The sequence below is a fragment of the Nocardia coubleae NBRC 108252 genome, assembly GCF_001612805.1.
In the GTDB taxonomy this organism is placed as follows: Bacteria; Actinomycetota; Actinomycetes; order Mycobacteriales; family Mycobacteriaceae; genus Nocardia; species Nocardia coubleae.
In genome coordinates, this window is the sequence record NZ_BDBD01000027.1 from 180,786 (window position 1) to 201,818 (window position 21,033).

Below are 21,033 nucleotides of genomic sequence, written 5' to 3' on the forward strand. Positions count from 1 at the left end.
CGCATGACATCGCTGGGGCCACGTGATCCCGCGCAGCTCGGCCGCTACCGGCTGCTGGCCGTGCTCGGCCGGGGTGGCATGGGCCAAGTGCTGCTCGGGCAGGCACCGGACGGCCGACTGGTCGCGGTGAAACAGATCCATCAGCAGTTCACCGGCAACCCGGAGTTCCGCGCCAGGTTCCGGCGGGAGGTGCTCGCGTCCCAGCAGGTCACCGGTGCGTACACCGCGGGCGTGATCGACCACGACGCGGAGTCCGAAACGCCCTGGCTCGCTTCGGAGTACATCGCGGGACCGGCACTGCAGGACATGGTCGCCGAGTTCGGCCCCCTGACGGTGAGCGGTCTGAAACTGCTGGCCACGGGCCTGGCGATGGCCTTGCTCGAAATCCACCGCACCGGTCTGGTGCACCGGGACCTGACGCCGAGCAATGTCCTGCTGACCAATGACGGTCCACGGGTGATCGACTTCGGCATCGCCCGCGCCGTTGAAGACGACGTCACCCTCACCGCCACCGGCGCCGTGATCGGCTCGCCCGCGTACATGTCGCCCGAGCAGGCCGAATGCCGCACGCTCACAGCGGCTTCCGATGTCTTCGCCGTCGGTGCGATCCTGGCGATGGCGGCTACCGGCACGAGCCCCTTCGCGGCGGCGTCAACACCGCAGGTCCTCTACAACGTCCTCTACAGCACGCCGGACACCACCGCTATCCCCGGACCGATCCGTTCGCTGGTCGACGCGTGTCTCGCCAAGGACCCGGCCGCGCGACCCACTCCCGAGCAGTTGCTCGACGCCGCGGCCCGCATCGACGCCGAACCCGTGTGGCCGGTGCGTATTCGTCGCCGCATCGCCGATCACCAGGCGGAGGCGGCGGCGTGGGCCAACGGAACCGCGTCGGCGGCGATCGTCGAGGAGTCGCGACCCGATCGGAAGCTGCCGCGCCTGGCAGCGGCGGCGGCAGTGGTGTCGGTATTGGTCCTCGGCTGCATCGCACTGGTCGGCATCGGCCGGGACGGCACCGCGATCGCGATGGACGACCCGCCGCTGGCGCTGACCGAGGAGGAGACCCGGCGCCTCGACATCTGCGCGCTTCTGACACCGCAGGTGATCGGCGAACTCGGTACCTCCGTCAGCGGGGTGGAAGGGTCCAGCCCCTCCGATTGCCGGTCCACGTATCGCGATCCCGCCGGTCGCGAGATCAACATCTCGCTCGACACAACCCGGCCCGATTACGCCAACGACCCGCCGCTCGGGCAGACCATCAACTGGATGCCGGTGCTCGGCGACGAGCGGGAGTCCGCCTTCTGCCGTCGTTCGGTCAAGGAGCAGAGCGGCAGGCAGACGGTTCTCTCGGTCACCGCGAGCGTGCCGGGCGGTGACGGGTGTCCGGTGGCCGAGCGAGCTCTCGCTGCCATCGTCCGGCGCCTGTCGGTCGATCCTCCGCTGCGCGACTACCCCGACAACTCGATCCTCGCCCTCGACCCGTGTGCCCTCGTCGATATGGCGGCTGTCCGTGCCGCGGTAGGCGATTCCGAGCGATCCCGCGCGCCACACAGCTGCAATTTCTGGGGCACCGACGGCTCCCTCTATCTCGACCTCACCGAAAAGACCCGACCTGACAGTGTTCGGACCGGCAACGCCCACCCGACGACCAGGACGATCGGCGGTCGCACGGTCTACGTCGGCCGTGACGACGCCACCGTGTGTGATCTTCTGGTCATGACGCGGCCGAGCCACGACGACCTGGCCGAGCAGATATCCGTGACATACCACGCCGCGTCTTCATCCCCTGCCGGCCCCTGCGCCCTCGCCACCCCCGTACTCGAATTCGTCCTCCAGAAGTTGCCTCCCTCATGACGATTCATCCACCGGGCCCGGACGATCCGCAGACCATCGGCCGCTACCGGGTGATCGGCGCGCTCGACCCGTCGGCAGGCGATCACAGTGTGCTCGCCACCGGCCCCGACGACTCGCTCGTGGTCGTGCGGCAGGTGCACCCCGAACTGCTCGCGGAACCCGAATTCCGGGTGCGGCTGCGGCACAGTGCCGTTGCCGCCATGCGTGTCGCCGGGCCGTCCAACACCACGGTGATCGATGTCGATGCCGATGCCGACAAGCCATGGTTGGCATCGCTTTTCGTACCTGGTGTGCGGCTCGATGCTGCTGTGGCCGAGCACGGCCCGTTACCGGTCCCCGCTGTGCGTGCCTTGGCCGCCGCACTGGCGTCCGCTCTCGGCGCCGTGCACGCCGCCGGGTTGGTGCATCAGCGATTGCGCGCCGACACCGTCCTGCTGGCGAAAGACGGTGGGCGCCTTGGTGAGATCGGCGTCACTCCTGCGGCAGGCCTGTCCACCACCGGAACAGCGACCACCATCGGCACGCCCGACTTCTTGGCACCCGAACAGGCACTCGGTCTGGAACTCACCCCCGCCGTCGATGTTTTCGCGCTCGGCTCGGTGCTGGCCTACGCAGCGTCGGGAGTGGCACCGTTCGCGGCGCCGTCGGTGCCGTACACCCTGTTCAATATCGCCAATCGCGAACCCGATCTGAGCCGGGTGCCCGAACCGCTCTACGAGATGCTTGCCGCATGCCTGCGCAAAGACCCGGCGGCCAGGCCCACGCCCGCACAAATCCTCCAGTATCTCGGTGGCCCACCGAGTGGCCCGCCGCCCTGGCCCGCACCGGTTCTCGACGACATCGGCCGGGTGCAGGCGGAGATCTCGGCGCTGCGTGCTGCTGCCCCCGCGCTCACCCCAGCGGAGCCGCTGCCCTCGGCGAAGCCGTTCGCCGAAGCCGTCGGCGCCAAGTTTGCCCGGCTGCGCCAAACGGCCAGGGAAACTGCCGAATACGGCCGCGAGCGGTGGGCAGGTGCGGATGTTCTAGCGCGCTCCGGCATCGCGGGCGGTCTGGTCGTGACGTTGCTCGCACTGGTCGGGCTCACCTACTTCGTCTCGCGTCCGGAACGTGAACCCGGCCCGGTGACCGGTCTGACCCTGGCCGAGTTGCGCCGCATCGATGCCTGCGCCTGGCTCACGTCCGCGATCGGCACAGGTGTCCCCGTGGTACCGACCCCGCTCCCTGCCGACTCCTGGAAACCGCGACCGACCGGCCGCTGGGGATGTTCCCTCGACTCGGGCAAGTACATCCTCAATCTGGAGCTCGGTAAGGAAGACGAGTACCTCACCCTGAATCAGACTGTGGTCGACGGTGTTCCGATCACCCACGGCAGTCCGTCCGGGTGCGTGCGCGCCATCGCGAGCCCGGGCGACGAACGCGAAGCGGGCATCGTCCTCACGCTGCTCACCCCACCTTCGGTCAAGGACTGCGCGGGCGTCGACCACGTGGCCGCCGCCCTGGCCCGCTCGCTGACCGCGGCCCCGCAGGCCGAGCATCCGTCCCCGCTCGCCCTGATCGAGCCCTGCACCCTATTCGACCGCGACGCCGTAACCGAGGGCATCGGCCCTCTCCCACCGCAGCCGACCATCGCCGACGCGCACACCTGCCAGTGGGACGCGCTCGTCCGGCTGAACCTGCAACTCCTGCGCACCAGCAACGTGACCACGGGCAAGAATCCGCAGGTCCTGCGTGTCGACGGCATGGAGGTCTACCAGGGAGACGACAGCACCCTCAAATGCACCCGGGCCTACCTCGTGCCCAACGCAGGTGAGGAAACCGTGCAGGTCACCGTCGAAGGAATGCCCGGTGCGACCCAGCAATCCTGCTCGATCGCCACCACATTCCTGCGCCGGGCCGTGGAGAAACTACCGAAGCGGTGAGCAAGGAGGGGATACTCGGGCGGGGATCGTCGACGGAAGGGTCGGGATGGATCAGCTCGGGGTTGCGGTTGTCGGGTTCGGGTTGGCGGGGGCGGTGTTCCATGCGCCGTTGATCGCGGCGGAGCCGAGGATGCGGGTGGCGGCGGTGGTGACGTCGTCGGCGGAGCGGGCCGCGCAGGCGCGGGCGCAGCATCCGGGGGTGCGGGTGTGGGAGAGCGCGGAGGAGATGTTCGCCGAGGCCGACGATGTGGATCTGGCAGTGATCGCGACACCGAATCGGACGCATGCGGAGCTGGCGGTGAAGGCGTTGGTCGCGGGGTTGCCGGTGGTGGTCGACAAACCGTTCGCGGTGAAGTCGGTCGATGCCGAGGAGGTGGTCACCATCGCCGAGCGGGCGGGGCTGCCACTGAGTGTTTTCCAGAACCGCCGCTGGGACAACGACTTCCTGACCGTGCAGGCGCTGATGGACGCCGGTGAGTTCGGTGAGGTGCGCCGGTTCGAGTCGCGGTTCGAGCGGTGGCGGCCGGTGTCGAAAGGTGGCTGGCGTGAGGTCGGCTCCGCCGAGGACGGGGCGGGGATCCTGTTCGATCTGGGCAGTCACCTGGTGGATCAGGCGCTCGCCCTGTTCGGCCCGGTCACCGAGGTGTACGCCGAACTCGACCAGCGCCGCCCGGACGTGCAGGCCGACGACGACGCCTTCATCGCCCTGACCCACGCCTCCGGCGTCCGCTCGCACCTGTGGATGAGTGCCGTCGCGCCCCAACTGGGTCCGCGTATGCGCGTGCTCGGTTCCACCAACGGCTACACGGTCTCGGGCCTCGATCCACAGGAAGACGACCTGCGTGCCGGCCGCCGCCCGGACGACGGAAACCCATGGGGCACGGTCACTCCCGACAAATGGGGCACCTTCGGCGCAGGCGAGGACCTGAAGACGATCCCCACCCTCCCCGGTGACTATCCGGCCTTCTACGCCCAGATGGCCGCCGCCCTACTGGACGACGCCCCGGTCCCGGTGGACCCACGCGACGCCGTGGAAACCCTGCGCATCCTGGAATACGCCCGCCACGTCGCCACTCCACCCGAAGACGACTGATCCCACCCACCCGGCAAGCCGACGACCGGCCCACGGCGGGGGCTGTGTCGGGTGGTCGCCGCCCGAATCAGAGCTTGGCGGAACGCAGTTCGTGCCCCTTGGACGTCTTGCAGCGCCCCGACTCCAGGTCCCACTGCCACCCGTGCAGGTTGCAGGTGAGGTTGTTGCCTTCCACCACACCGAATTTCGACAGGTCGGCCTTGAGGTGCGGGCAGCGACGCTGCACTTCCCAGCCGTCGAGTTCGATGGTGGCCGAGTCGTCGTGCGCCTCGGCGAACCACCCGTCGGCGTAGGCGATGCGCTCGTCGGTGAGGCACTTGAAGAAGGTGTAGAGGAATTCGTTGTAGCCGCCGATGCGCCACGCCTGGAAGCGGGTGGACAGGAAGATCGTGTTCACCCAGTCCGGTTCGTCGTCGCGCAGCACGGTGCGCACCAGTTCGGGGGCGATGCGGAAGCCGTAGCGGTAGCGCCCCTCGCCTTCGATGGGCTCTCGCACGGTGCGCTGCGGGAAGTCGAGGACGATGGTTTCCTCGCCGAGCACCAGGCCCACGGGGTAGCCGATGCCGTCGCTGATGAGCGCGCTCTGCTTCATGATCGGCTCGAACAGCTCGCGCAGCGGCTCGAGCAGCGAACCCTCGCCGTGCTCCCACGTCGCCTTCTCGGCGGCGAGCACGGGCGCGAAGCGTTCGGCCATGTCGGCGATGTAGGCGGCCTTGTCGCCGTAGATGCGCTGCGGGTCGAAGGGGTGCGTGAGATCCAACGAGGAACCGCGCACCTCGGCCACGGAACCGGGGATCATCAGGATCCCGCCCTTGTTGCCGTGGATCTCCATCTGCTCGAGAAACACGATCTGGTCCGGGAAGATGTTGCCCTCGTCGCCGCGGTCGTCGTTGAGGTAGCGCAGTTCGTCGTCGAGGAACACCGGCGGACCGGCCGAGGGCACCACCCAGGTGGCGCCGACCTGCTCGATGTAGGAGCGGGCCCGGTCCATGCCGCGCTGACGCTTCTGCTTGCCGAAGTTGGCCTTGGTGCGCGCGGGGATGTCGTAGACGGCCGGGTACCAGATGGCGCCCGAGTACTGCAGCAGGTGAATGTCGATGTGCCCGAACGCGTCGTGGATGACGTCCATATCGACGGGGCGGGCGTCGTTCATGTTGAAGCAGGTGGTCTCGCCGTCGGAGACTAGGATGCCCGAGTCGCCGATGGGGCCGTCGGCGGGCGCGCGCAGCGCGACGATCATGATGTCGAGCGAACCCTTGGGCCCGGTGACGGTGTGCTTGACCGAGTCCTCGGTCTCGAAGAATTTGGTGAAGCCGAGCGCCTCGAGTTCGCGGCGCAGATCCGGCACCGGGTAGTCGGGCAGCAGGACCGTCGCGTCCTTGTTGACGTGCTCGCGCAGCAGTGCGGCGTCGAAGTGGTCGCGGTGCAGGTGCGAGACGTAGAGGTAGTCGACGTCGCCGAGTGCCGCCCAGTCCAGACCGGTGTTGTCCGGGAACGGGAACCACGACGCGAAGTAGGCGGGGTTCACCCACGGGTCGCACAGGATGGTCCCGGCCTCGGTTCGGATGTGGAAGCCAGCATGTCCGACACTGGTGATCTGCACGAGCTATGTCCTCCTACCAGGATCTGATTCGCCGACGCACCGGGCTCGACCTGGTGACGCGAGCCGCCGCCGAGCTCTGACCACTGCGGCGGCACCAGCCAACAAGGGTAGTGGCTAAACCGTTACATCACCGATGCAGTAGCCCTCGGGGGTCGAGACGACGGTGAATGTGCGTGTCCTGGTGCCCCCGGGGGAGGTGGTCACCGGGACCTGAACCGCCAGGTAATCCCCCTGAACTCGTTCGGATGATAGCTCTTGGTCGGCGAAGGAGGTGACATTGCCTACTTTGCCCGAGTCGGTGGCCAGCGGGGGTGCTGTGGGGTTGCCGGTGCCCTGTGGATCCCAGGTGGCCGGGCTCGTCGCGCAGGTCAGGGGGTGGATCTGTTCGGTGTCGTCCGGGTTGAGAGGTTTGCCCGTTGCGCGGGCCAGGTAACGGCGGACGGTGTGACGCGCGTCGGCCTCGTCGTAACCGGGCTCGACACCGGCGGCGAACACCCGGCCGCAGGCGTAGCCGGTGGCGATGTCACGCTGCTCCACGGTGATCGTCGTCGTCGCGTTGCGCCAGGTGACGGTGTCGGCGGTGGCGGTGCCCGGCCTGCTCAGGGCGGCGAGGATCGACTGCGGGTCGGCGTACATGTCGGCGACGGTGCGCGGCGGGATGGTCCAGCACTTGTCCTGTAGCTCGGTGACGGTCGCCGAGCGCAGGTCGGCGGCCCAGCGGCGCACGGCGGTCACGGCATCCGGGTTCCCCGCCACCGCGCCGACCTGCGGTGCGTCGGCGGGCAACGGCTCGGTGGTCGGTACCGGTGTGGTCGCGGCTTCGGTGGCGGTCGACGACGCGGCGGCTGCCGAGGTGCTGGTGGCAGGGGCGGCCACCGGTTCATCGCCCGGAATGCCCGATACCGAGTCGCAGCCGGCGATCAGCGCGGCGGCGGTCAGGCCCGCGGCCAGCGCACTCGCGCGACGGGTCGGAGCAAACGGGGGCAGCTGAGCGCGTTGCACTTCGACGTTCCTCATTCCTTGGCCGGGTGCCGGAAGCGGCGATCTGCGACTACGCTAGCTGAATTGTGGAACCCGTCTACCGGTCGATCATCGGCCTGGCCCGAACCGTCTTCTTCCTCGAAGGTCTGAAGTTCACCGTCAAGGGGGCCGAAAACATCCCCGCGACAGGTGGTGCCGTGGTGGCGATCAACCACACCGGCTACATGGACTTCACCTACGCCGGCCTGCCCGCGCGCACCCCCAAGCGCTACATCAGGTTCATGGCGAAGGCGGAGGTGTTCGACAACAAGATCTCCGGCCCGGTCATGCGCGCTCTCAAACACATTCCGGTCGACCGCACCGCGGGTGCCGACTCCTACAAGGCGGCGGTGAAGTACCTGCGCGACGGCGAGCTCGTCGGCGTGTATCCCGAGGCGACCATCAGCCGCAGCTTCGAGATCAAGGAATTCAAGTCCGGCGCGGCCCGGATGGCCCTGGAAGCCGACGTGCCGATCATCCCGATCGTCATCTGGGGCGCCCAGCGCGTGTGGACCAAGGGCTTCCCGAAGCGCCTGGGCCGCACCAACACCCCGATCTCCATCGCCGTCGGCAAGCCGATCAAGCCCTACGAACCCGTCGGCGACCTGACCGCCGAGCTGCGCGGGACCATGCAGGCCATGCTCGCCGACCTGCAGAAGGACTACGAACACGAGCCCGGCGCCTACTGGGTACCCAAGCGCCTCGGTGGCAGCGCTCCCTCGCTCGAGGAGGCCACCGCTCTCGACAACGCCGAGGCCGCCGAGCGGTTGGCCCGCAAGGCCGAGCGGGCGAAGCCCGAGAACTAGCCGGGCGCCCGGCAACGCATCGGTGGTGGCAGCTCGCCGCGCAGGTAGGCGGCGGGCGGCACACCCATCAGGGTCCGGAAGTCGGCCGTGAGGTGGGACTGGTCGTAGTAGCCGGTCGCCGCCGCGAGGTCCGACCACGGCGTCTTGCCCGCGGCTGTGAGGACGCGCCGTACGCGGTCGATCCTGGCGAAATGCTTGGGCGACAACCCGATTCCGGCGGCGAAGAGCGAGCGCAGCTGGCGTTCGCTGACCGCGAGCCGGGCCGCCAGCTCGGCGACGCTCGGCGCGCCTGCATCGAGCGTGGAGATCGCCTCGCGCAGCACTATCCGGTGCGCCCGCTCGGTTGCGCTTTCCGAAACAGCCTGCGGCAGCCTGACTCCCAGGTGCTTGATCGCCTCGGCGGTCGACAGGTGGGTCAGGGAGTCGGTGATCGTGGCGAGCGGTCCGGGCAGCTCGGCGAGCTCGACCACCCGGTCGGTCAGTTCGGCGGCGGACACTCCGAGCAGTTGGTTGGTGGTTCCGGGTGCCAGGCGCAGGCGCACGCACCCACCGGGCGTCTCGGCCCGTGAGTAGGCCGCCCTGGTCTGGGCCCCGATGACGAAGGCCGCCCTCCGGCCGGAATATTCGGTGCGCACCACCACGGTGGTCGAGGTGACGGGCGGATGAGCGAACGGCTGGGCGAGGTCGTGGCGTGCCGGTGTGGCGGTGAGTTCGGTGAGCCAGGCCCGCAGCGAATCCGGGGTCGGTACCGGTGTCTCGATCTGGCTCGCTGTCAGGTACCGCGGGTTCACACTATCGAGAGTAGGTATTCGGGCCGCGAACGTCCGTGCCGATTCTTCCTATCCGCGCACCGGATCGGGTCGACATGCTCTATCCATGATCCTGATCACCGGTGCCACCGGCACCATCGGTAATGCCCTGGTTTCCCATCTGGTCGCCGAGGGCGTCGCGGTCCGGGCGACCACTCGCGACCCCGCGAACGCGACCTTCCCCGCCGGGGTGGAAGTGGTGCGCGTCGACTACCGCGACCCGGCCACCTTCGCCCCGGCGATGGCCGGGATCGAGGCCGCTTTCCTCAATGGGCTGCCCGGTCCGGACGACACCGATGTCGACGCCGCCCTGGTCGAGGCCGCGCGCGTAGCCGGAGTACGACGTGTGGTGAAGCTGTCGATCATCGCCGCGGGCGACCCGCGCCTCGGTGTGCCCGGTCGCTGGCACGTGCCCGGCGAGGACGCCGTGCGGAGCTCAGGGTTGGAGTGGACGATCCTGCGCCCCAACACTTTCGCCTCGAACACGCTCAGCTGGATCGAACCGTTGCGCGCCGGGCTGCCGGTACCGAACCTCACCGGTGACGGCAGGCAGGCGGTCGTCGACCCGCGCGATGTGGCCGAGGTCGCCGCCGCTGCCTTGCGCACCGGCGACCATCACGGCCGGACCTACACACTCACCGGTCCCACCCTGCAGACTGCGCGTGAGCAGGCCGCCGCGCTGGCCGAGGTGCTCGGTCGCCCGATCGCCGTCACCGATATCGCCGAGGACGACGCACCGGAGTTCATGCGGTCGGCGGGACTGTCGCCCGCGTTCGTCGAAGCGGCTTCGCAGGGCCAGTCCTTCATCCGGCACGGCCACAACGAGCTCGTCACCGACGACATCGCCGCCGTGCTCGGCCGCCCACCCCGCGACTACGCCGAATGGGCCGCCGACCACCGCACGGCCTTCACCGAGCACTGATCCGACACCCCCCGATCAGTTCATGCTCAGCACCCACGAGCCGTTGCAGCCCCAGCTGGTGTTGCGTTTGGCGTCGTAGGTCCAGACGGGGTTGATCGGCGGGTTCACCCGCACCTGCCACCGGCCCGACGGCGACTTCACGGCGTTGCCCTCGCGGGTGACGATCTTGACGTCGTCGTGGCCGAACGACCAGGAGCCCCGGCTGGTCGGGTAGTCCAACCGCATGCGGACCCGGCCGCCGGTGTGGTTCTGCACCACCAGGCAGGAACCGGGGTGGTTGATGTCGATGGCGTAGTCGCTGAAACCCTCTTCGCCACCGTTGTCGGTGGTGTCGACGAAGCCGACGGCGTCGGTGATGTCGGCGTTCGCGGGGCCCGCGACCATGACGGTCGTCACAGCCACGGCGGCGGTGAGCAGTCCGAGAGTCTTCAATCCCTTACCTCCCCTGAGTGGCGGCAATGGTTGCCTACCTGCGAATAAGCCTCCCGCGCAACGGCTTCCGCATTCTTATCGCGGGCTTAACGGTGGGCCCGATCGCCGGGGCGGTAGACCGTCCGAGCGGCGGTCAAGGGGGGCGGATTTCGTGTTTCGGTGGCGGGCACGCTAAAGTTCCTTCTCGCACCACGAGGCCCGGATCGGGCCGAGGACGTGCACGCGGATGTAGCGCAGCTGGTAGCGCATCACCTTGCCAAGGTGAGGGTCGCGAGTTCGAATCTCGTCATCCGCTCAACGAAAGCCCGGCCTGGATGCCGGGCTTTTCTGCTATCAGTACCGGTTCAGGCGGTCACGCGTGAGTGGCGGAAGGAACTCGCCGATCAGTGTGCGGCGCCACCAGATCCGCTGCCCGAACAGTTCGGCCGGGGTGCTGAACTCGTATTCGTAGAGGTGGGCTCGTACATAGTGCGGCGGGTCGTCGGGGAACGGATTGGGACCGAGTAGGCGCAGGGTGTCGGGGTCGTTGCGCAGCAGCCGCGCGGCCAGGGGCAGCGCCCACGAGCGGGCGTAGGCGGGCGAGATCGCGGCGAACCACATCAGCCAGTCCAGGCGCAGGTGGTAGGGCGCGAACTGGCGTGGCATGCGACGCGGGTCGCCCGGTTTGCCTTTGAACGCGTATTCGCGCCACACGGTGTCGTCGGTGAGGTGCGTGTCGTCGGTGCCCTCCAGCACGATCTCGTAGCGAGTCCGGCCGATCGACCCGAACGCGCCGTAGGTGTTGACCAGGTGCAACGGGTCGAAGGAGGCGTTCATCTGCTGATTCGGCGAGAGCATATTGCGCACCGGCCGGTAGCTCGCCACCACCACGAGGGCCACGTAGGCGATGCAGACGCCGACGAACCAACCCGGCGTAGCGGGCGCGGACTGTCCGCCGGGCAGCGCGAGCGCGGTGGCGGCCAGCAGCAATGTCACCCAGTTCAGCCAGGCGAAATTGCCCGACAGCACAAGCCACAGCTGGGTGACGATGACGATCGCCGCCGCGATACTCGCCACCGGCTGCGGCGCGAACAGCCCGAACGGCACAATCAGCTGGGCGAAGTGATTGGCCGCCACCTCCACCTTGTGCAGCGGTTTGGGCAGGTGGTGGAAGAACCAGCTCAGCGGACCGGGCATCGGCTGGGTTTCGTGGTGGTAGTACAGGCAGGTCAGGTCGCGCCAGCACGGATCGCCGCGCAGCTTGATCAGCCCGGCACCGAACTCCACCCGGAACAACAGCCACCGCGCGGCCAGCAGCACGAGCAGCGGCGGGGCGATGGTGTCGTTGCCGAGGAATATCGCCAGGAAACCGGCCTCGAGCAGCAGTGATTCCCAACCGAAGCCGTACCACAGCTGGCCGACGTTGACGATCGACAGATAGAGCACCCACAGCGCGAACCACAGCAGCATGGCCGCCCACAGCGGCACCGCGTCGGCCAGACCCGCCGCCACCGCGACCGCGAGCACCACCCCCGTCCACGACACGGCGGCGAACAGCCGATCCGAATAGCGCAGACGGAACAGGCTCGGCGACTGCCGCCACGACGAGCGTTCGAGGAAACGGGGAATCGGCAGCATGCCGCGTTCACCGAGCAAGGCCCGGAACTGGAGTGCGGCGGTCAGGAAGGCGACGGCGTAGATCACCGCCAGGCCGCGCTGGAAGATCAGCCTGCCGTACCAGTATTCCGATGCCGCGAACCACTCCATGCGCTCGCTCCTGGGAGATCGGCCCTTCGGTGGACTACCCGGTGTCGTGCGTCGATAACAGGGCGGCGCGCAGTTCGCGCTCGTCCCATTGTCCGGCGACACCGGGTCGCGTCCGCAGGTAATCGACGATCCGGTCGGTGTCCCAGTCCTGACCTTCGCGCAGCCCAGCCCCGATCATGGCGAGATATCGGGCCGAAGGGCGCTGTACCTCAACGGCTTCCGGTAACCACGGGGCCGTGAACGTCAGGATCGGCACGTCGTCCTCGTCACCGAGATGGACAACGGTTTCGTAGCGTCCCGGTCCGAAGCGGACCCGTCCCTGTTCGACGACCCGTGACACGTCGAATCCGCGGCCGGGCGTGCGGTACATCTCCTGGTCGAGCAGGTCGGCGAACTGGTCGAGGGTGAGTAGATACCCCCTGGCGACGGCCTCGGTCGGCCAGCCCGGGGCGGGCTGGCCGGTGTAGAAGGCGACGCCGCCGGTCCATACCGGACTCTGCCAGGCGAAATACACGGTGCCGGGCACGGTGAGCGCGGTCGTCTTCATGGGCGGGGTGGGGTCGCGAAATCCCGCGTAGAGGTGGTCCGTGCCGGGTGGAGTGCCACCGAGCCGGTAGTAGTCGAAGCGTGCCGCGCACATGTTGGAGCCGTATGCCGCGTACCAGATGTGTTGCGTCACAGGCTCATTCCTGGCAGGTCTCGGTTCGGAACACCGAAGAAACGGATTGGTCCACCCCCTCGATTGTCCCTGCGAGACCGGGAAAACCGAAGGTCGCACGAATCTGGAACGATTGGTCAGATTGCCCCGCTAGACACTCGCATGGCGACCGCCCATTGGGGAAAGCGTGCATGGCGAGACGTACCGAAATCACTACGAAGACAACGTATGTACGGAGGTCGAACCCCGGAAGGTCAGCGTCGACACGGATTCGTGACCGCTCGGCTGTAACGACCAACCCCATCATCAACGAATGACCATTCGGTCGGGAAGCCAACGAGCGGAGATGTTTTCATGCGTACTGTCCTCATGCTGGCAGCTGTTGCGGCATTGACCGGAGGGCTCACCGCTTGCGGCGCGGAGTCGGGTTCGAGCCTGCCGAGCACTACCACTCAGCACTCGGCCACCTATTCGTCGGACGCACCGAGCACTGTCCGGCCGTCCAGCGCACCTGATGCCGGTTCGCCTGACGCAAACTCACCGGGGGCGACTTCGCCTGGCGCGGGTTCGCCGGGCGCCGGTAACCCTGACACCGAGGCACCGGATACCCCGAAACCGTCGACCGCCCCGGCTCCGGACAAGAACGGCTTCACCACGGTCGACGCGGGCAAATACCTGCTCGACGGTGGCTACTATTTCCAGTCACCCACCGGGAACATCATGTGCGGCTTCCTCACCGCCGCCCCGTACGGTGTCGGCTGCCAGCTGGGCAAGGCGAATATCATCTCGCCGAAGCTGCCGAACTGCACCGACGCGCCCAACCGCAAGGTCGCCGCGCACCTGTATCAGGGCAAGTCGGAGCTCCTGTGTACCAGCCAGGGCATCTTCGTCGGCATCCCGCAGGACGGTTCACCCGCCGGCGGCGCGGTCCTGAACTACGGCCAGTCCGTCACCGTCAACGGCTACACCTGCGACTCGTCGTCGCAGGGCGTCCGCTGCATGGCCGACGGTCATGGTTTCGCGATCTCGGCCGACGACCAGCACGCCTTCTGAGCTCGAACGGCATCGCCGCACGTCGGAGCTCATGCTGCCGTGCGCGGGACTACCTCGGAATGTGGATGCCCGCCGCGCGCAGCTTCGTCTCGACGAGAGCCCCGAGCACGCCTGCGGTGGAGGTGGGTTCGTGGCCGTGGTGGGCGATGAGCTGGTAGCGGGTCGCTGCCTCGGTGCGGGCTTGCATACCGGTCACGATTCGCAGATGCGCAGGGTTGGCGAGGTAGTGCTCGATCATCTCGTTGGCGAGATCCTCGTTGCGGGGATCGTCGGGTGCCCAAGCCGCGGCCTCGACACCGCGCCGCAGCAGGGCGACGAAATCCGGGTCCTCGATGGCGTGCTCGACATCGGTGAGGTAGTCGTCGAACCCGTCGGGGACCAGGGCCCGCGCCAGCACCCAGCCCTCCCTGGTCGCCGCGACCTCTGCCTCGGGAAAGCCGAGGCTCGGCATCCGTTCCAGCATCGCGACCGCGCGGTCGGGCAGCAGGGCTCGATTGCCGTCGCTGAGCCGGTGCAGCGTGTCGCGCCGGGCGGTGAGCTCCTCGATGCGCTCGGTGAGCTGACGTCCGACCTCGGCCAGGGCGGTGGCGAACTGGTCGGCGTCGGCGTCGAGCAGGGGTTCGATGTCGGCCAGCGGCACCCCGGCGGCGGCCAGCGTCCGCACCTGGACCAGCCGCAACAGTTCGGCCGAGCCGTACCGCCGGTACCCTGCGCTGTCCCGTTCGGGCTCGGTGACCAGGCCGAGCTTGTGATAATGCCGCACCGTCTTCACCGTGACACCGACGAACGCCGCCGCCTGCCCGATCGTCACCCCGTTCCGCATACGCTCAGCTTGCCTTGTCCGACAGCGCGTTTCCCGGTTCGCCGCCGAACACCGCGTCGACCAGCGTCTTCTGCGTGACCTGGAAGACCGGCGCCAGTGTCATCTCCGCGTCGTCGACGAAGGTCAGGGACGCGGTCATGGTCACGCTCGCGTCGGGGGTGCTGTACATCAGTGTCGCGTAACCGGCGATCCCGCCGTTGTGGGTGATCAAGGTGGCGCCGCCCTCGGTTTCCTGCACGAACACCCCGAGCCCGTAGGGCATGCCGGGGATCCCGGTGTCGTGGGTGCGCAGCATCTCGGCCAGCAGCGGTTCGGGCAGCAGCGTGCCGTCGAGCAGGGCGCGGATGAAGGTGTGCAGGTCGGCGGTGGTCGAGATCATGTCGCCGCCGGTGCAGACCCAGGACGGGTTGTGCAGGGTGACGTCGACGGTGTGCTGCTCGCCGCCGTCGCTGTAGCGGTAGTAGGCGTGCGGGTGCGGTTCGGGCAGATCCGTCGACGCGCCGGGCAGCACGGTGTCGGTCATGCCGAGCGGGCCGAAGATCAGGCGCTGCGCCTCCTCAGCGAGCGGGCGGCCGGTGACCTGCTCGACCAGCAACCGGGCGATGATGTAGTTGGTGTTCGAATAGCTCCAGCCGGTCCCGGGCTCGAATCGTGCGGGCTTCGAGAGGGCGAGGTTCGCCAGGTCCTCCGGTCGGTACGTCTCGAACCGCTTGTCGACCCACTCCTTGCCCGCGATGGTCGAGGGCACGCCGGGCACGATGGTGCCGTCCTCGTACAGCTCGCCGGTGATGTTGAAAATTCCGCTGGTGTGCTGCAACAGCATTCGGACGGTGACCCGCTCGTCGAGTGCGTAGTCGGGCAGGTAGCGGATAGCCGGGGCGTCCAGCTCGATCCGGCCCTCGGCGACCAGCCGCAGCACGATGGCGGCGGTGAAAGTCTTGGTGTTGCTGCCGATTCGGACGTGACCGTCGACGGGCGGCGGTGTGGTGGCGCCGAGTTCGCTCACCCCGGCGCTGCCCACCCACTCGCCGCGCTCGTCGTGCACCCGCAGTGACGCACCGACGAAACCGCTGTCGACGATGCGCTCGATGAGTTCCTGGAGTTCCGGACGGTCCTGAGTGGCAAGGGTGTTCGTGTTCGACATGGTGATCGCTCCTGTTCGCGTAGTCGGCTTTTCCGCCGCTGCGACCAAGGCTCCACCCTGACCTTAGGTCAACCACAAGAGTGATCTGGATCACCGAAAAAGCGGGGCGGCAAGGTATCTGCCGCCCCGCTCTTTCCGCGCGCTACTGCGCGGTCGACTTGAATCGACGTAAGCGCAGGCTGTTGCTCACCACGAAGACCGAGCTGAACGCCATCGCGGCACCGGCAAGCATCGGGTTGAGCAGGCCCGCCATGGCCAGCGGGATCGCGGCAACGTTGTAGGCGAAAGCCCAGAACAAGTTGCCCTTGATGGTGGCCAGGGTGCGGCGCGAGAGGCGGATCGCGTCGGCCGCGGCCCGCAGGTCACCACGCACCAGGGTGAGGTCGGCGGCCTCGATGGCCACGTCGGTTCCCGTGCCCATCGACAGGCCGAGATCGGCCTGGGCCAGGGCGGGTGCGTCGTTCACACCGTCGCCGACCATGGCGACGACCTTGCCCTCGGCCTGCAACCGCTTGACCGTTTCCACCTTGTCCTGCGGCAGCACCTCGGCGATCACCTCGTCGATCCCTACCTCTGCGGCGATGGCGTTCGCCGCGCGGGCATTGTCGCCGGTGAGCAGGATCGGGGTGAGGCCGAGCTCGCGGAACTGCGAGATGGCCTGTGCGGAGGTCGGTTTCACCGCGTCGGCGACCACGAGCACGCCGCGTGCCTTGCCGTCCCAGCCGATCGCCACGGCGGTCTTACCCGTCGATTCCGCGTCGGCCATGGCGGTGGCGAGGTCGTCACCGAGGGGCTGCGACCAGTCGGCCAGCAGCCGGGCCCGGCCGACGATCACGGCGTGACCGTCGACGACACCCTGCACACCGAGACCCTCGATATTGGCGAAACCCTCCACCTGGGGCAGCGTTCCGGCGTCACGTGCGGCCTTGGCGATAGCCTGGGCGATCGGGTGCTCCGAGGAATCCTCCAGCGCACCGGCCAGTTCCAGCACGCGGGCCTTGTCCTCATCCTCGGCGGGGATCACGTCGAGCAGGGTCATCTTGCCGGTGGTGACGGTGCCGGTCTTGTCCAGCACGATGGTGTCGACCTTGCGGGTCGATTCCAGCATCTCGGGACCCTTGATGAGGATGCCGAGCTGGGCGCCGCGTCCGGTGCCGACCATCAGCGCGGTCGGGGTGGCCAGGCCGAGGGCGCACGGGCAGGCGATGATGAGCACCGCGACGCCTGCGGTGAAGGCGGCGGCGATGGAACCGCCGGTGCCGAGCCAGAACCCGAGGGTGGCGACGGCCAGCGCGATGACGATCGGGACGAAGATGCCCGAGATCTTGTCGGCCAGCCGCTGGGCCTGCGCCTTGCCGGTCTGCGCGTCCTCGACCATCTGCGCCATCTGGGCGAGCTGGGTGTCGGAGCCGATTCTGGTGGCGCGCACCAGGAGTCGTCCACCGACGTTCACGGTCGCACCGGTGACGGTGTCGTCCACGCCGACCTCCACCGGCACCGATTCGCCGGTGAGCATGGAGGCGTCGACGGCCGAGGAACCCTCGGTCACCACACCGTCGGTGGCGATCTTCTCACCGGGCCGGACGACGAACACGTCACCGACGGCCAACTGCTCCACCGGGATTCGTGTCTCCACGCCGCCCCGCACCACGGCCACGTCCTTGGCGCCCAGCTCGAGCAGCGCCTTCAGCGCGGCACCGGCACGGCGCTTGGACCTGGCCTCGAAGTAGCGTCCGGCCAGGATGAACGTGGTGACGCCCGCGGCGGCCTCGAGGTAGATGCTGCCGGTGCCGTCCATCCGGGCGATGGTGAATTCGAACGGGTGCGTCATACCCGGTGTGCCCGCGGTACCCCAGAACAGGGCGTACAGCGACCACCCGAACGCGGCGAGCGTGCCCATCGACACCAGGGTGTCCATGGTTGCGGTGCCGTGCTTCAGGTTGGTCCAGGCCGCCTGGTGGAACGGCAGCGCGCCCCAGATCACGACCGGTGCGGCCAGGGTGAGCGAGAGCCACTGCCAGTTGGTGAACTGCAGAGCGGGGATCATCGCCATCGCGATCACCGGGACGGTGAGCACCAGCGACACCAACAGGCGGGTGCGCAGCGATGCGGTCGGGTCGTCCTCGGTGGGCGCGTCGGTGGTCTCGGGCTGCTTCGGGGCGGGCAGTGCCGCGGTGTAGCCGGCCTGCTCGACAGTGGCGATCAGTTCCTCGGGGGACACGTCACCGGTGACATCCACGCGCGCCTTCTCGGTGGCGTAGTTGACGGTGGCGGTGACGCCATCGAGCTTGTTGAGCTTCTTCTCGATGCGGTTCGCACAGGAAGCGCAGGTCATGCCACCGATCACCAGTTCTACCTGGCCGGTGCCCGGTGGGTGTGTCACGGCGGTCATGGGATGCTCCGATCGTTTCCTGATATCGATTCTTGCTGAAGGTTTGCGGGTGGTGCTCAGTGGCCGTGGCCGGGGGTGCCGTGGTCGGCCGGTGCGCTGGTCGGTGCGGGAGTGTTCGCACCCGACTGGGCGACGCGCAGGGTGAACTCGGCGGTGCGGACCACGCCCTGGTGCTGGAAGTCCAGGAACAGGCGGTAGTCGCCCGCGCTCGGTGCGTTCACCACGAAGTCGATGCCGGGACCGGCCGGTGTCACGCCGTCGCCGGGCGTGCCTTCGGGGTGAACGTGCAGGTAGGCGAGGTCGGCGGCGCGCAGGGCGACCAGGTGACCGTAGGCGCCGAGGTAGGGCTGCAGGGCGGTGACCGGTGTGCCGTTGCGGCTCACCGACAGCGTGACCTTCGAGGACTGGCCCGGAGCCACGGTTCCGTTCAGCGCGACGGTGTACTCGCCGACCTTGGCGGTGGCCGCCGGGGCGGGCAGCACCTGGACGTCGTAGTTGCCTGCCACGCGCAGGTCGGCACCGAGGGTCAGGTTCGACCCGCCCGCCGGGGTGAAGTCGGCGAACACCCGGTAGTCGCCCGCCCGGCTCAGGTTCAGCGGCACCGACCAGGTGCCCGCGGCATCGAGAACGGGGTGGACGTGCTGGAAGGCGGCCATGTCGCGGCGGACCACGATCAGGTGCAGGTCCTTGTCGTGGCTGGTCTGGTACTTCGTGAGCGGTGCGCCGGTCGCGTCGAGGATGCGGAACGAGACGGGCGTCTGTGCCGCGCTCTTCACGACCGTCGTGTCGAGCGCCAGCGTGTAGCCCTGGTCGGTGACCAGCAGGCCACCGGGCAGGTCGTCGGCCGGTACCGCCGCCGAGTGCTCGCCGTGCCCGGCCGGAGCCTGGGTGGGCTCCGGGCCGACCAGGGCGCCGACACCCAGAGCGATCCCGAAGACCGCCGCGAGGCCGAGGGTGAATCCGGCGAACTTGCCTGTTGCGTTCATCGGGATGCTCCGTTTCGGTTTCAGTCTGCGAGCTGGAAGCCGGCCGCGGTGACGGCGTCGGCGAGGGCGGTGCGGTCGGGGGCGGCGCCTTCGATGGTCACCGAGCCGGCGGCCAGGTCGACCTCTACGCCGGTGACGCCGGGCAGGGCGCCGACCTTGTCGCGCACCTTGTTGGTGCAGCAGCCGCAGGTCATGCCGGTGACGGTCACGGTGGTGCTCATGATGTTCTCCTCTGTCGTCGTCATAATTACCATACCCCCCTAGGGTAGGTTGTCAAACCTGGGCGGGGGTCTTGTCCTCGGCGGGGCTGCGCAGGGTTGCCGCCGCGATGCCCGCACCCGCCAGGGCCAGCAGGCCCGCGCCGAGGAAGGCGGCGGAGTAGCCGTCGGTGAGCGCCGTCGGATCACCCAGTTCACCCGCGCCGAACGCGGCCGCCACCGCCGTCATCGCGGCCAGGCCGAGCGCCGAACCCACCTGGTAGCTGACGTTGACGATGCCCGAGGCGAGCCCGCCCTCTTCCGGCCGCGCCGCCGAGATGGCGGTACCGAGCGAGGGGATGAACGCCAGCGACATTCCGCCCGCGGCCACCAGCGAGGCAGGCAGCACGTCGACCCAGAAATTGCCGGTGGGGCGAACCAGCGACATGATGCCAAGGCCGAGACCGAGCACCACCAGACCGGTCACGATCATCGGCTTGGCGCCGAACCGCTGCATCGCCTTCGGGGCGAGCACGACCATGCCGAGCATGATGAGCGTCGTCATCGGCAGCAGCGCCGCGCCCGAGGGGAACGCGCTGTAGCCGAGTACCTGCTGCAGGTACAGGTTGAGGAAGAACCACATCGGCACCCACGCGGCGGCCAGCGCGAACTGGGCGAAGTTGGCGGCGGCCAGGTTCGGTGCGCGGAAGATGCTCAGCCGCATCAGCGGTTCCGAGCGGCGCGACTGGATGGCGACGAAGCCGGCGAGCAAGGCGGCGGCCACGGCGAGCACACCCCAGGTCTGCCCGGATGCCCAGCCGACCTCCGGCGCCTGCACGATGGCGTACACAGCCGCGGCCAAACCGGCTGTCACAGTGACAGATCCGGCGAGGTCGATGGATCCCTTACGGGCGGGCGCGGCGGGCATCAACAGCGGAACCGCGATCAGCGCGAGCACGGCGATCGGGATGTTGATGTAGAAAACCCAAGGCCAGCTCACGTATTCGGTGATGACGCCACCCAGGAACACGCCCGCCGTACCGCCTGCCGGCGCAGCCGCGCCGTACACCGCGAGTGCCTTGGTGAGTTCCTGTGGCGTACCGCCGAACAACATCATCAGCAGCGTGAGCGCCGACGGTGCGATCAGCGCCGAACCGGCTCCCTGGATCGCGCGACCGGCCAGCTCGACGCCGACCGAGCCCGCGGCGCCGGCGATCACCGAGCCGACGGCCAGCACCAGCCAGCCCGCCCCGAACACCCGGCGGGCGCCGAACAGGTCCGACAGCCGTCCGCCGAGCAGGAGCAGACCGCCGAAGGCGATCACGTAGGCATTGAAGACCCAGGTGAGATTCCCGGGGGTGAAGCCGAGTTCGGCCTGCATCTTGGGCAGCGCGATCCCGATGATCGAGGTGTCCATGATGACCATGAATTGCGCGGCGGCGATCACCGCCAGCGCCCACCACCTGCGGGTGGATTGCGATTGCGTAGTCACGACTTTCGTCCTTTCGAGCGGAGTGCGTCTCGTGGACGGTACCTTACCCCCCTAGGGTATAAATATGTCAAGAGTGGATTCGCT

18 protein-coding genes and 1 tRNA gene are annotated in these 21,033 nt (G+C 68.3%); 7 read left to right on the plus strand and 12 right to left on the minus strand.

Annotation, left to right across the window (positions count from 1 at the left end):
* Positions 1–3 precede the first annotated feature (3 nt).
* From NCO8_RS28320 to NCO8_RS28330, 3 genes are read left to right on the plus strand one after another with little or no spacing between them, the layout of a single operon-like run.
* Positions 4–1,854: a serine/threonine-protein kinase gene (locus tag NCO8_RS28320; RefSeq protein WP_067644202.1), complete on the plus strand. Its 1,851-nt coding sequence runs from the start codon at positions 4–6 to the stop codon at positions 1,852–1,854.
* Positions 1,851–3,773, plus strand: coding sequence for a protein kinase domain-containing protein (locus NCO8_RS28325; protein WP_067644205.1), 1,923 nt, complete (start codon positions 1,851–1,853; stop codon positions 3,771–3,773). The genes NCO8_RS28320 and NCO8_RS28325 overlap by 4 nt, the downstream gene beginning before the upstream one ends.
* 46 nt (positions 3,774–3,819) lie before the next feature.
* Complete coding sequence (locus NCO8_RS28330; RefSeq protein ID WP_067644207.1) at positions 3,820–4,866, plus strand: Gfo/Idh/MocA family protein; 1,047 nt, start codon at positions 3,820–3,822, stop codon at positions 4,864–4,866.
* A gap of 67 nt (positions 4,867–4,933) precedes the next feature.
* Here the strand turns inward: NCO8_RS28330 and NCO8_RS28335 are convergent, their stop codons facing one another.
* Complete coding sequence (locus NCO8_RS28335) at positions 4,934–6,469, minus strand: Rieske 2Fe-2S domain-containing protein (RefSeq protein ID WP_067644209.1); 1,536 nt, start codon at positions 6,467–6,469, stop codon at positions 4,934–4,936.
* A gap of 114 nt (positions 6,470–6,583) precedes the next feature.
* The gene (locus NCO8_RS28340) at positions 6,584–7,471 is read right to left on the minus strand and encodes a hypothetical protein (RefSeq protein WP_245655538.1); all 888 of its coding nucleotides are present in this window, start codon (positions 7,469–7,471) and stop codon (positions 6,584–6,586) included.
* 65 nt (positions 7,472–7,536) lie between these two features.
* Here NCO8_RS28340 and NCO8_RS28345 point away from each other — a divergent pair, with 65 nt between their 5' ends.
* The gene (locus NCO8_RS28345) at positions 7,537–8,295 is read left to right on the plus strand and encodes a lysophospholipid acyltransferase family protein (protein WP_067644214.1); all 759 of its coding nucleotides are present in this window, start codon (positions 7,537–7,539) and stop codon (positions 8,293–8,295) included.
* Here the strand turns inward: NCO8_RS28345 and NCO8_RS28350 are convergent.
* Positions 8,292–9,086 (minus strand): AraC family transcriptional regulator, encoded by a 795-nt coding sequence (locus tag NCO8_RS28350; protein ID WP_067644217.1) that lies wholly within the window; start codon positions 9,084–9,086, stop codon positions 8,292–8,294. The two genes, NCO8_RS28345 and NCO8_RS28350, sit on opposite strands and share 4 nt — an antisense overlap.
* Positions 9,087–9,171: 85 nt before the next feature.
* Between NCO8_RS28350 and NCO8_RS28355 the strand changes: the two genes are divergently transcribed.
* Positions 9,172–10,026 (plus strand): SDR family oxidoreductase, encoded by an 855-nt coding sequence (locus tag NCO8_RS28355; protein WP_067644220.1) that lies wholly within the window; start codon positions 9,172–9,174, stop codon positions 10,024–10,026.
* A gap of 15 nt (positions 10,027–10,041) precedes the next feature.
* On the opposite strand, the gene NCO8_RS28360 is transcribed toward NCO8_RS28355, so the two are convergent.
* Entirely contained in the window at positions 10,042–10,458 is a 417-nt protein-coding gene (locus tag NCO8_RS28360; protein WP_067644223.1) for a hypothetical protein, read from the minus strand.
* A gap of 222 nt (positions 10,459–10,680) precedes the next feature.
* Between NCO8_RS28360 and NCO8_RS28365 the strand changes: the two genes are divergently transcribed.
* A tRNA-Gly gene (locus NCO8_RS28365) sits at positions 10,681–10,753 on the plus strand.
* 38 nt (positions 10,754–10,791) lie between these two features.
* Here the strand turns inward: NCO8_RS28365 and NCO8_RS28370 are convergent.
* Positions 10,792–12,204 carry a lipase maturation factor family protein gene (locus tag NCO8_RS28370; RefSeq protein WP_067644226.1) on the minus strand — a complete coding sequence of 471 codons (1,413 nt, stop codon included), beginning with the start codon at positions 12,202–12,204 and terminating at the stop codon, positions 10,792–10,794.
* Positions 12,205–12,238: 34 nt separating this feature from the next.
* On the minus strand, positions 12,239–12,883 hold the full coding sequence (locus NCO8_RS28375) for a histone deacetylase (RefSeq protein WP_067644229.1): 645 nt from the start codon (positions 12,881–12,883) through the stop codon (positions 12,239–12,241).
* A 333-nt stretch (positions 12,884–13,216) separates the two neighbouring features.
* Here NCO8_RS28375 and NCO8_RS31700 point away from each other — a divergent pair, with 333 nt between their 5' ends.
* A complete protein-coding gene (locus NCO8_RS31700; RefSeq protein ID WP_067644232.1) occupies positions 13,217–13,915 on the plus strand; it encodes a DUF6636 domain-containing protein in 699 nt (232 codons plus the stop codon).
* A gap of 49 nt (positions 13,916–13,964) precedes the next feature.
* Here NCO8_RS31700 and NCO8_RS28385 read toward each other — a convergent pair whose 3' ends face one another.
* From NCO8_RS28385 to NCO8_RS28410, 6 genes are all read right to left on the minus strand, one after another.
* The gene (locus tag NCO8_RS28385) at positions 13,965–14,738 is read right to left on the minus strand and encodes a MerR family transcriptional regulator (RefSeq protein ID WP_067644236.1); all 774 of its coding nucleotides are present in this window, start codon (positions 14,736–14,738) and stop codon (positions 13,965–13,967) included.
* A 4-nt stretch (positions 14,739–14,742) separates the two neighbouring features.
* Positions 14,743–15,882, minus strand: coding sequence for a serine hydrolase domain-containing protein (locus NCO8_RS28390; protein ID WP_067644239.1), 1,140 nt, complete (start codon positions 15,880–15,882; stop codon positions 14,743–14,745).
* A 142-nt stretch (positions 15,883–16,024) separates the two neighbouring features.
* Positions 16,025–18,274: a heavy metal translocating P-type ATPase gene (locus NCO8_RS28395; RefSeq protein ID WP_067644242.1), complete on the minus strand. Its 2,250-nt coding sequence runs from the start codon at positions 18,272–18,274 to the stop codon at positions 16,025–16,027.
* A 56-nt stretch (positions 18,275–18,330) separates the two neighbouring features.
* Complete coding sequence (locus tag NCO8_RS28400; protein ID WP_067644245.1) at positions 18,331–19,260, minus strand: DUF8832 domain-containing protein; 930 nt, start codon at positions 19,258–19,260, stop codon at positions 18,331–18,333.
* A gap of 20 nt (positions 19,261–19,280) precedes the next feature.
* Positions 19,281–19,481, minus strand: a complete 201-nt coding sequence (locus NCO8_RS28405; protein ID WP_067644360.1) for a heavy-metal-associated domain-containing protein — start codon at positions 19,479–19,481, stop codon at positions 19,281–19,283.
* Positions 19,482–19,533: 52 nt separating this feature from the next.
* Positions 19,534–20,949, minus strand: coding sequence for an MFS transporter (locus NCO8_RS28410; protein WP_067644248.1), 1,416 nt, complete (start codon positions 20,947–20,949; stop codon positions 19,534–19,536).
* Between the last annotated feature and the right edge of the window lie 84 nt (positions 20,950–21,033).

Coding starts and splice junctions, on each gene's coding strand:
- NCO8_RS28320 (WP_067644202.1), top strand. CDS start 4: ATGACATCGCTGGGGCCACGTGATCCCGCGCAGCTCGGCCGCTACCGG.
- NCO8_RS28325 (WP_067644205.1), top strand. CDS start 1,851: ATGACGATTCATCCACCGGGCCCGGACGATCCGCAGACCATCGGCCGC.
- NCO8_RS28330 (WP_067644207.1), top strand. CDS start 3,820: ATGGATCAGCTCGGGGTTGCGGTTGTCGGGTTCGGGTTGGCGGGGGCG.
- NCO8_RS28355 (WP_067644220.1), top strand. CDS start 9,172: ATGATCCTGATCACCGGTGCCACCGGCACCATCGGTAATGCCCTGGTT.
- NCO8_RS28370 (WP_067644226.1), bottom strand. CDS start 12,204: ATGGAGTGGTTCGCGGCATCGGAATACTGGTACGGCAGGCTGATCTTC.
- NCO8_RS31700 (WP_067644232.1), top strand. CDS start 13,217: ATGCGTACTGTCCTCATGCTGGCAGCTGTTGCGGCATTGACCGGAGGG.
- NCO8_RS28385 (WP_067644236.1), bottom strand. CDS start 14,738: ATGCGGAACGGGGTGACGATCGGGCAGGCGGCGGCGTTCGTCGGTGTC.
- NCO8_RS28390 (WP_067644239.1), bottom strand. CDS start 15,882: ATGTCGAACACGAACACCCTTGCCACTCAGGACCGTCCGGAACTCCAG.
- NCO8_RS28395 (WP_067644242.1), bottom strand. CDS start 18,274: ATGACCGCCGTGACACACCCACCGGGCACCGGCCAGGTAGAACTGGTG.
- NCO8_RS28400 (WP_067644245.1), bottom strand. CDS start 19,260: ATGAACGCAACAGGCAAGTTCGCCGGATTCACCCTCGGCCTCGCGGCG.
- NCO8_RS28405 (WP_067644360.1), bottom strand. CDS start 19,481: ATGAGCACCACCGTGACCGTCACCGGCATGACCTGCGGCTGCTGCACC.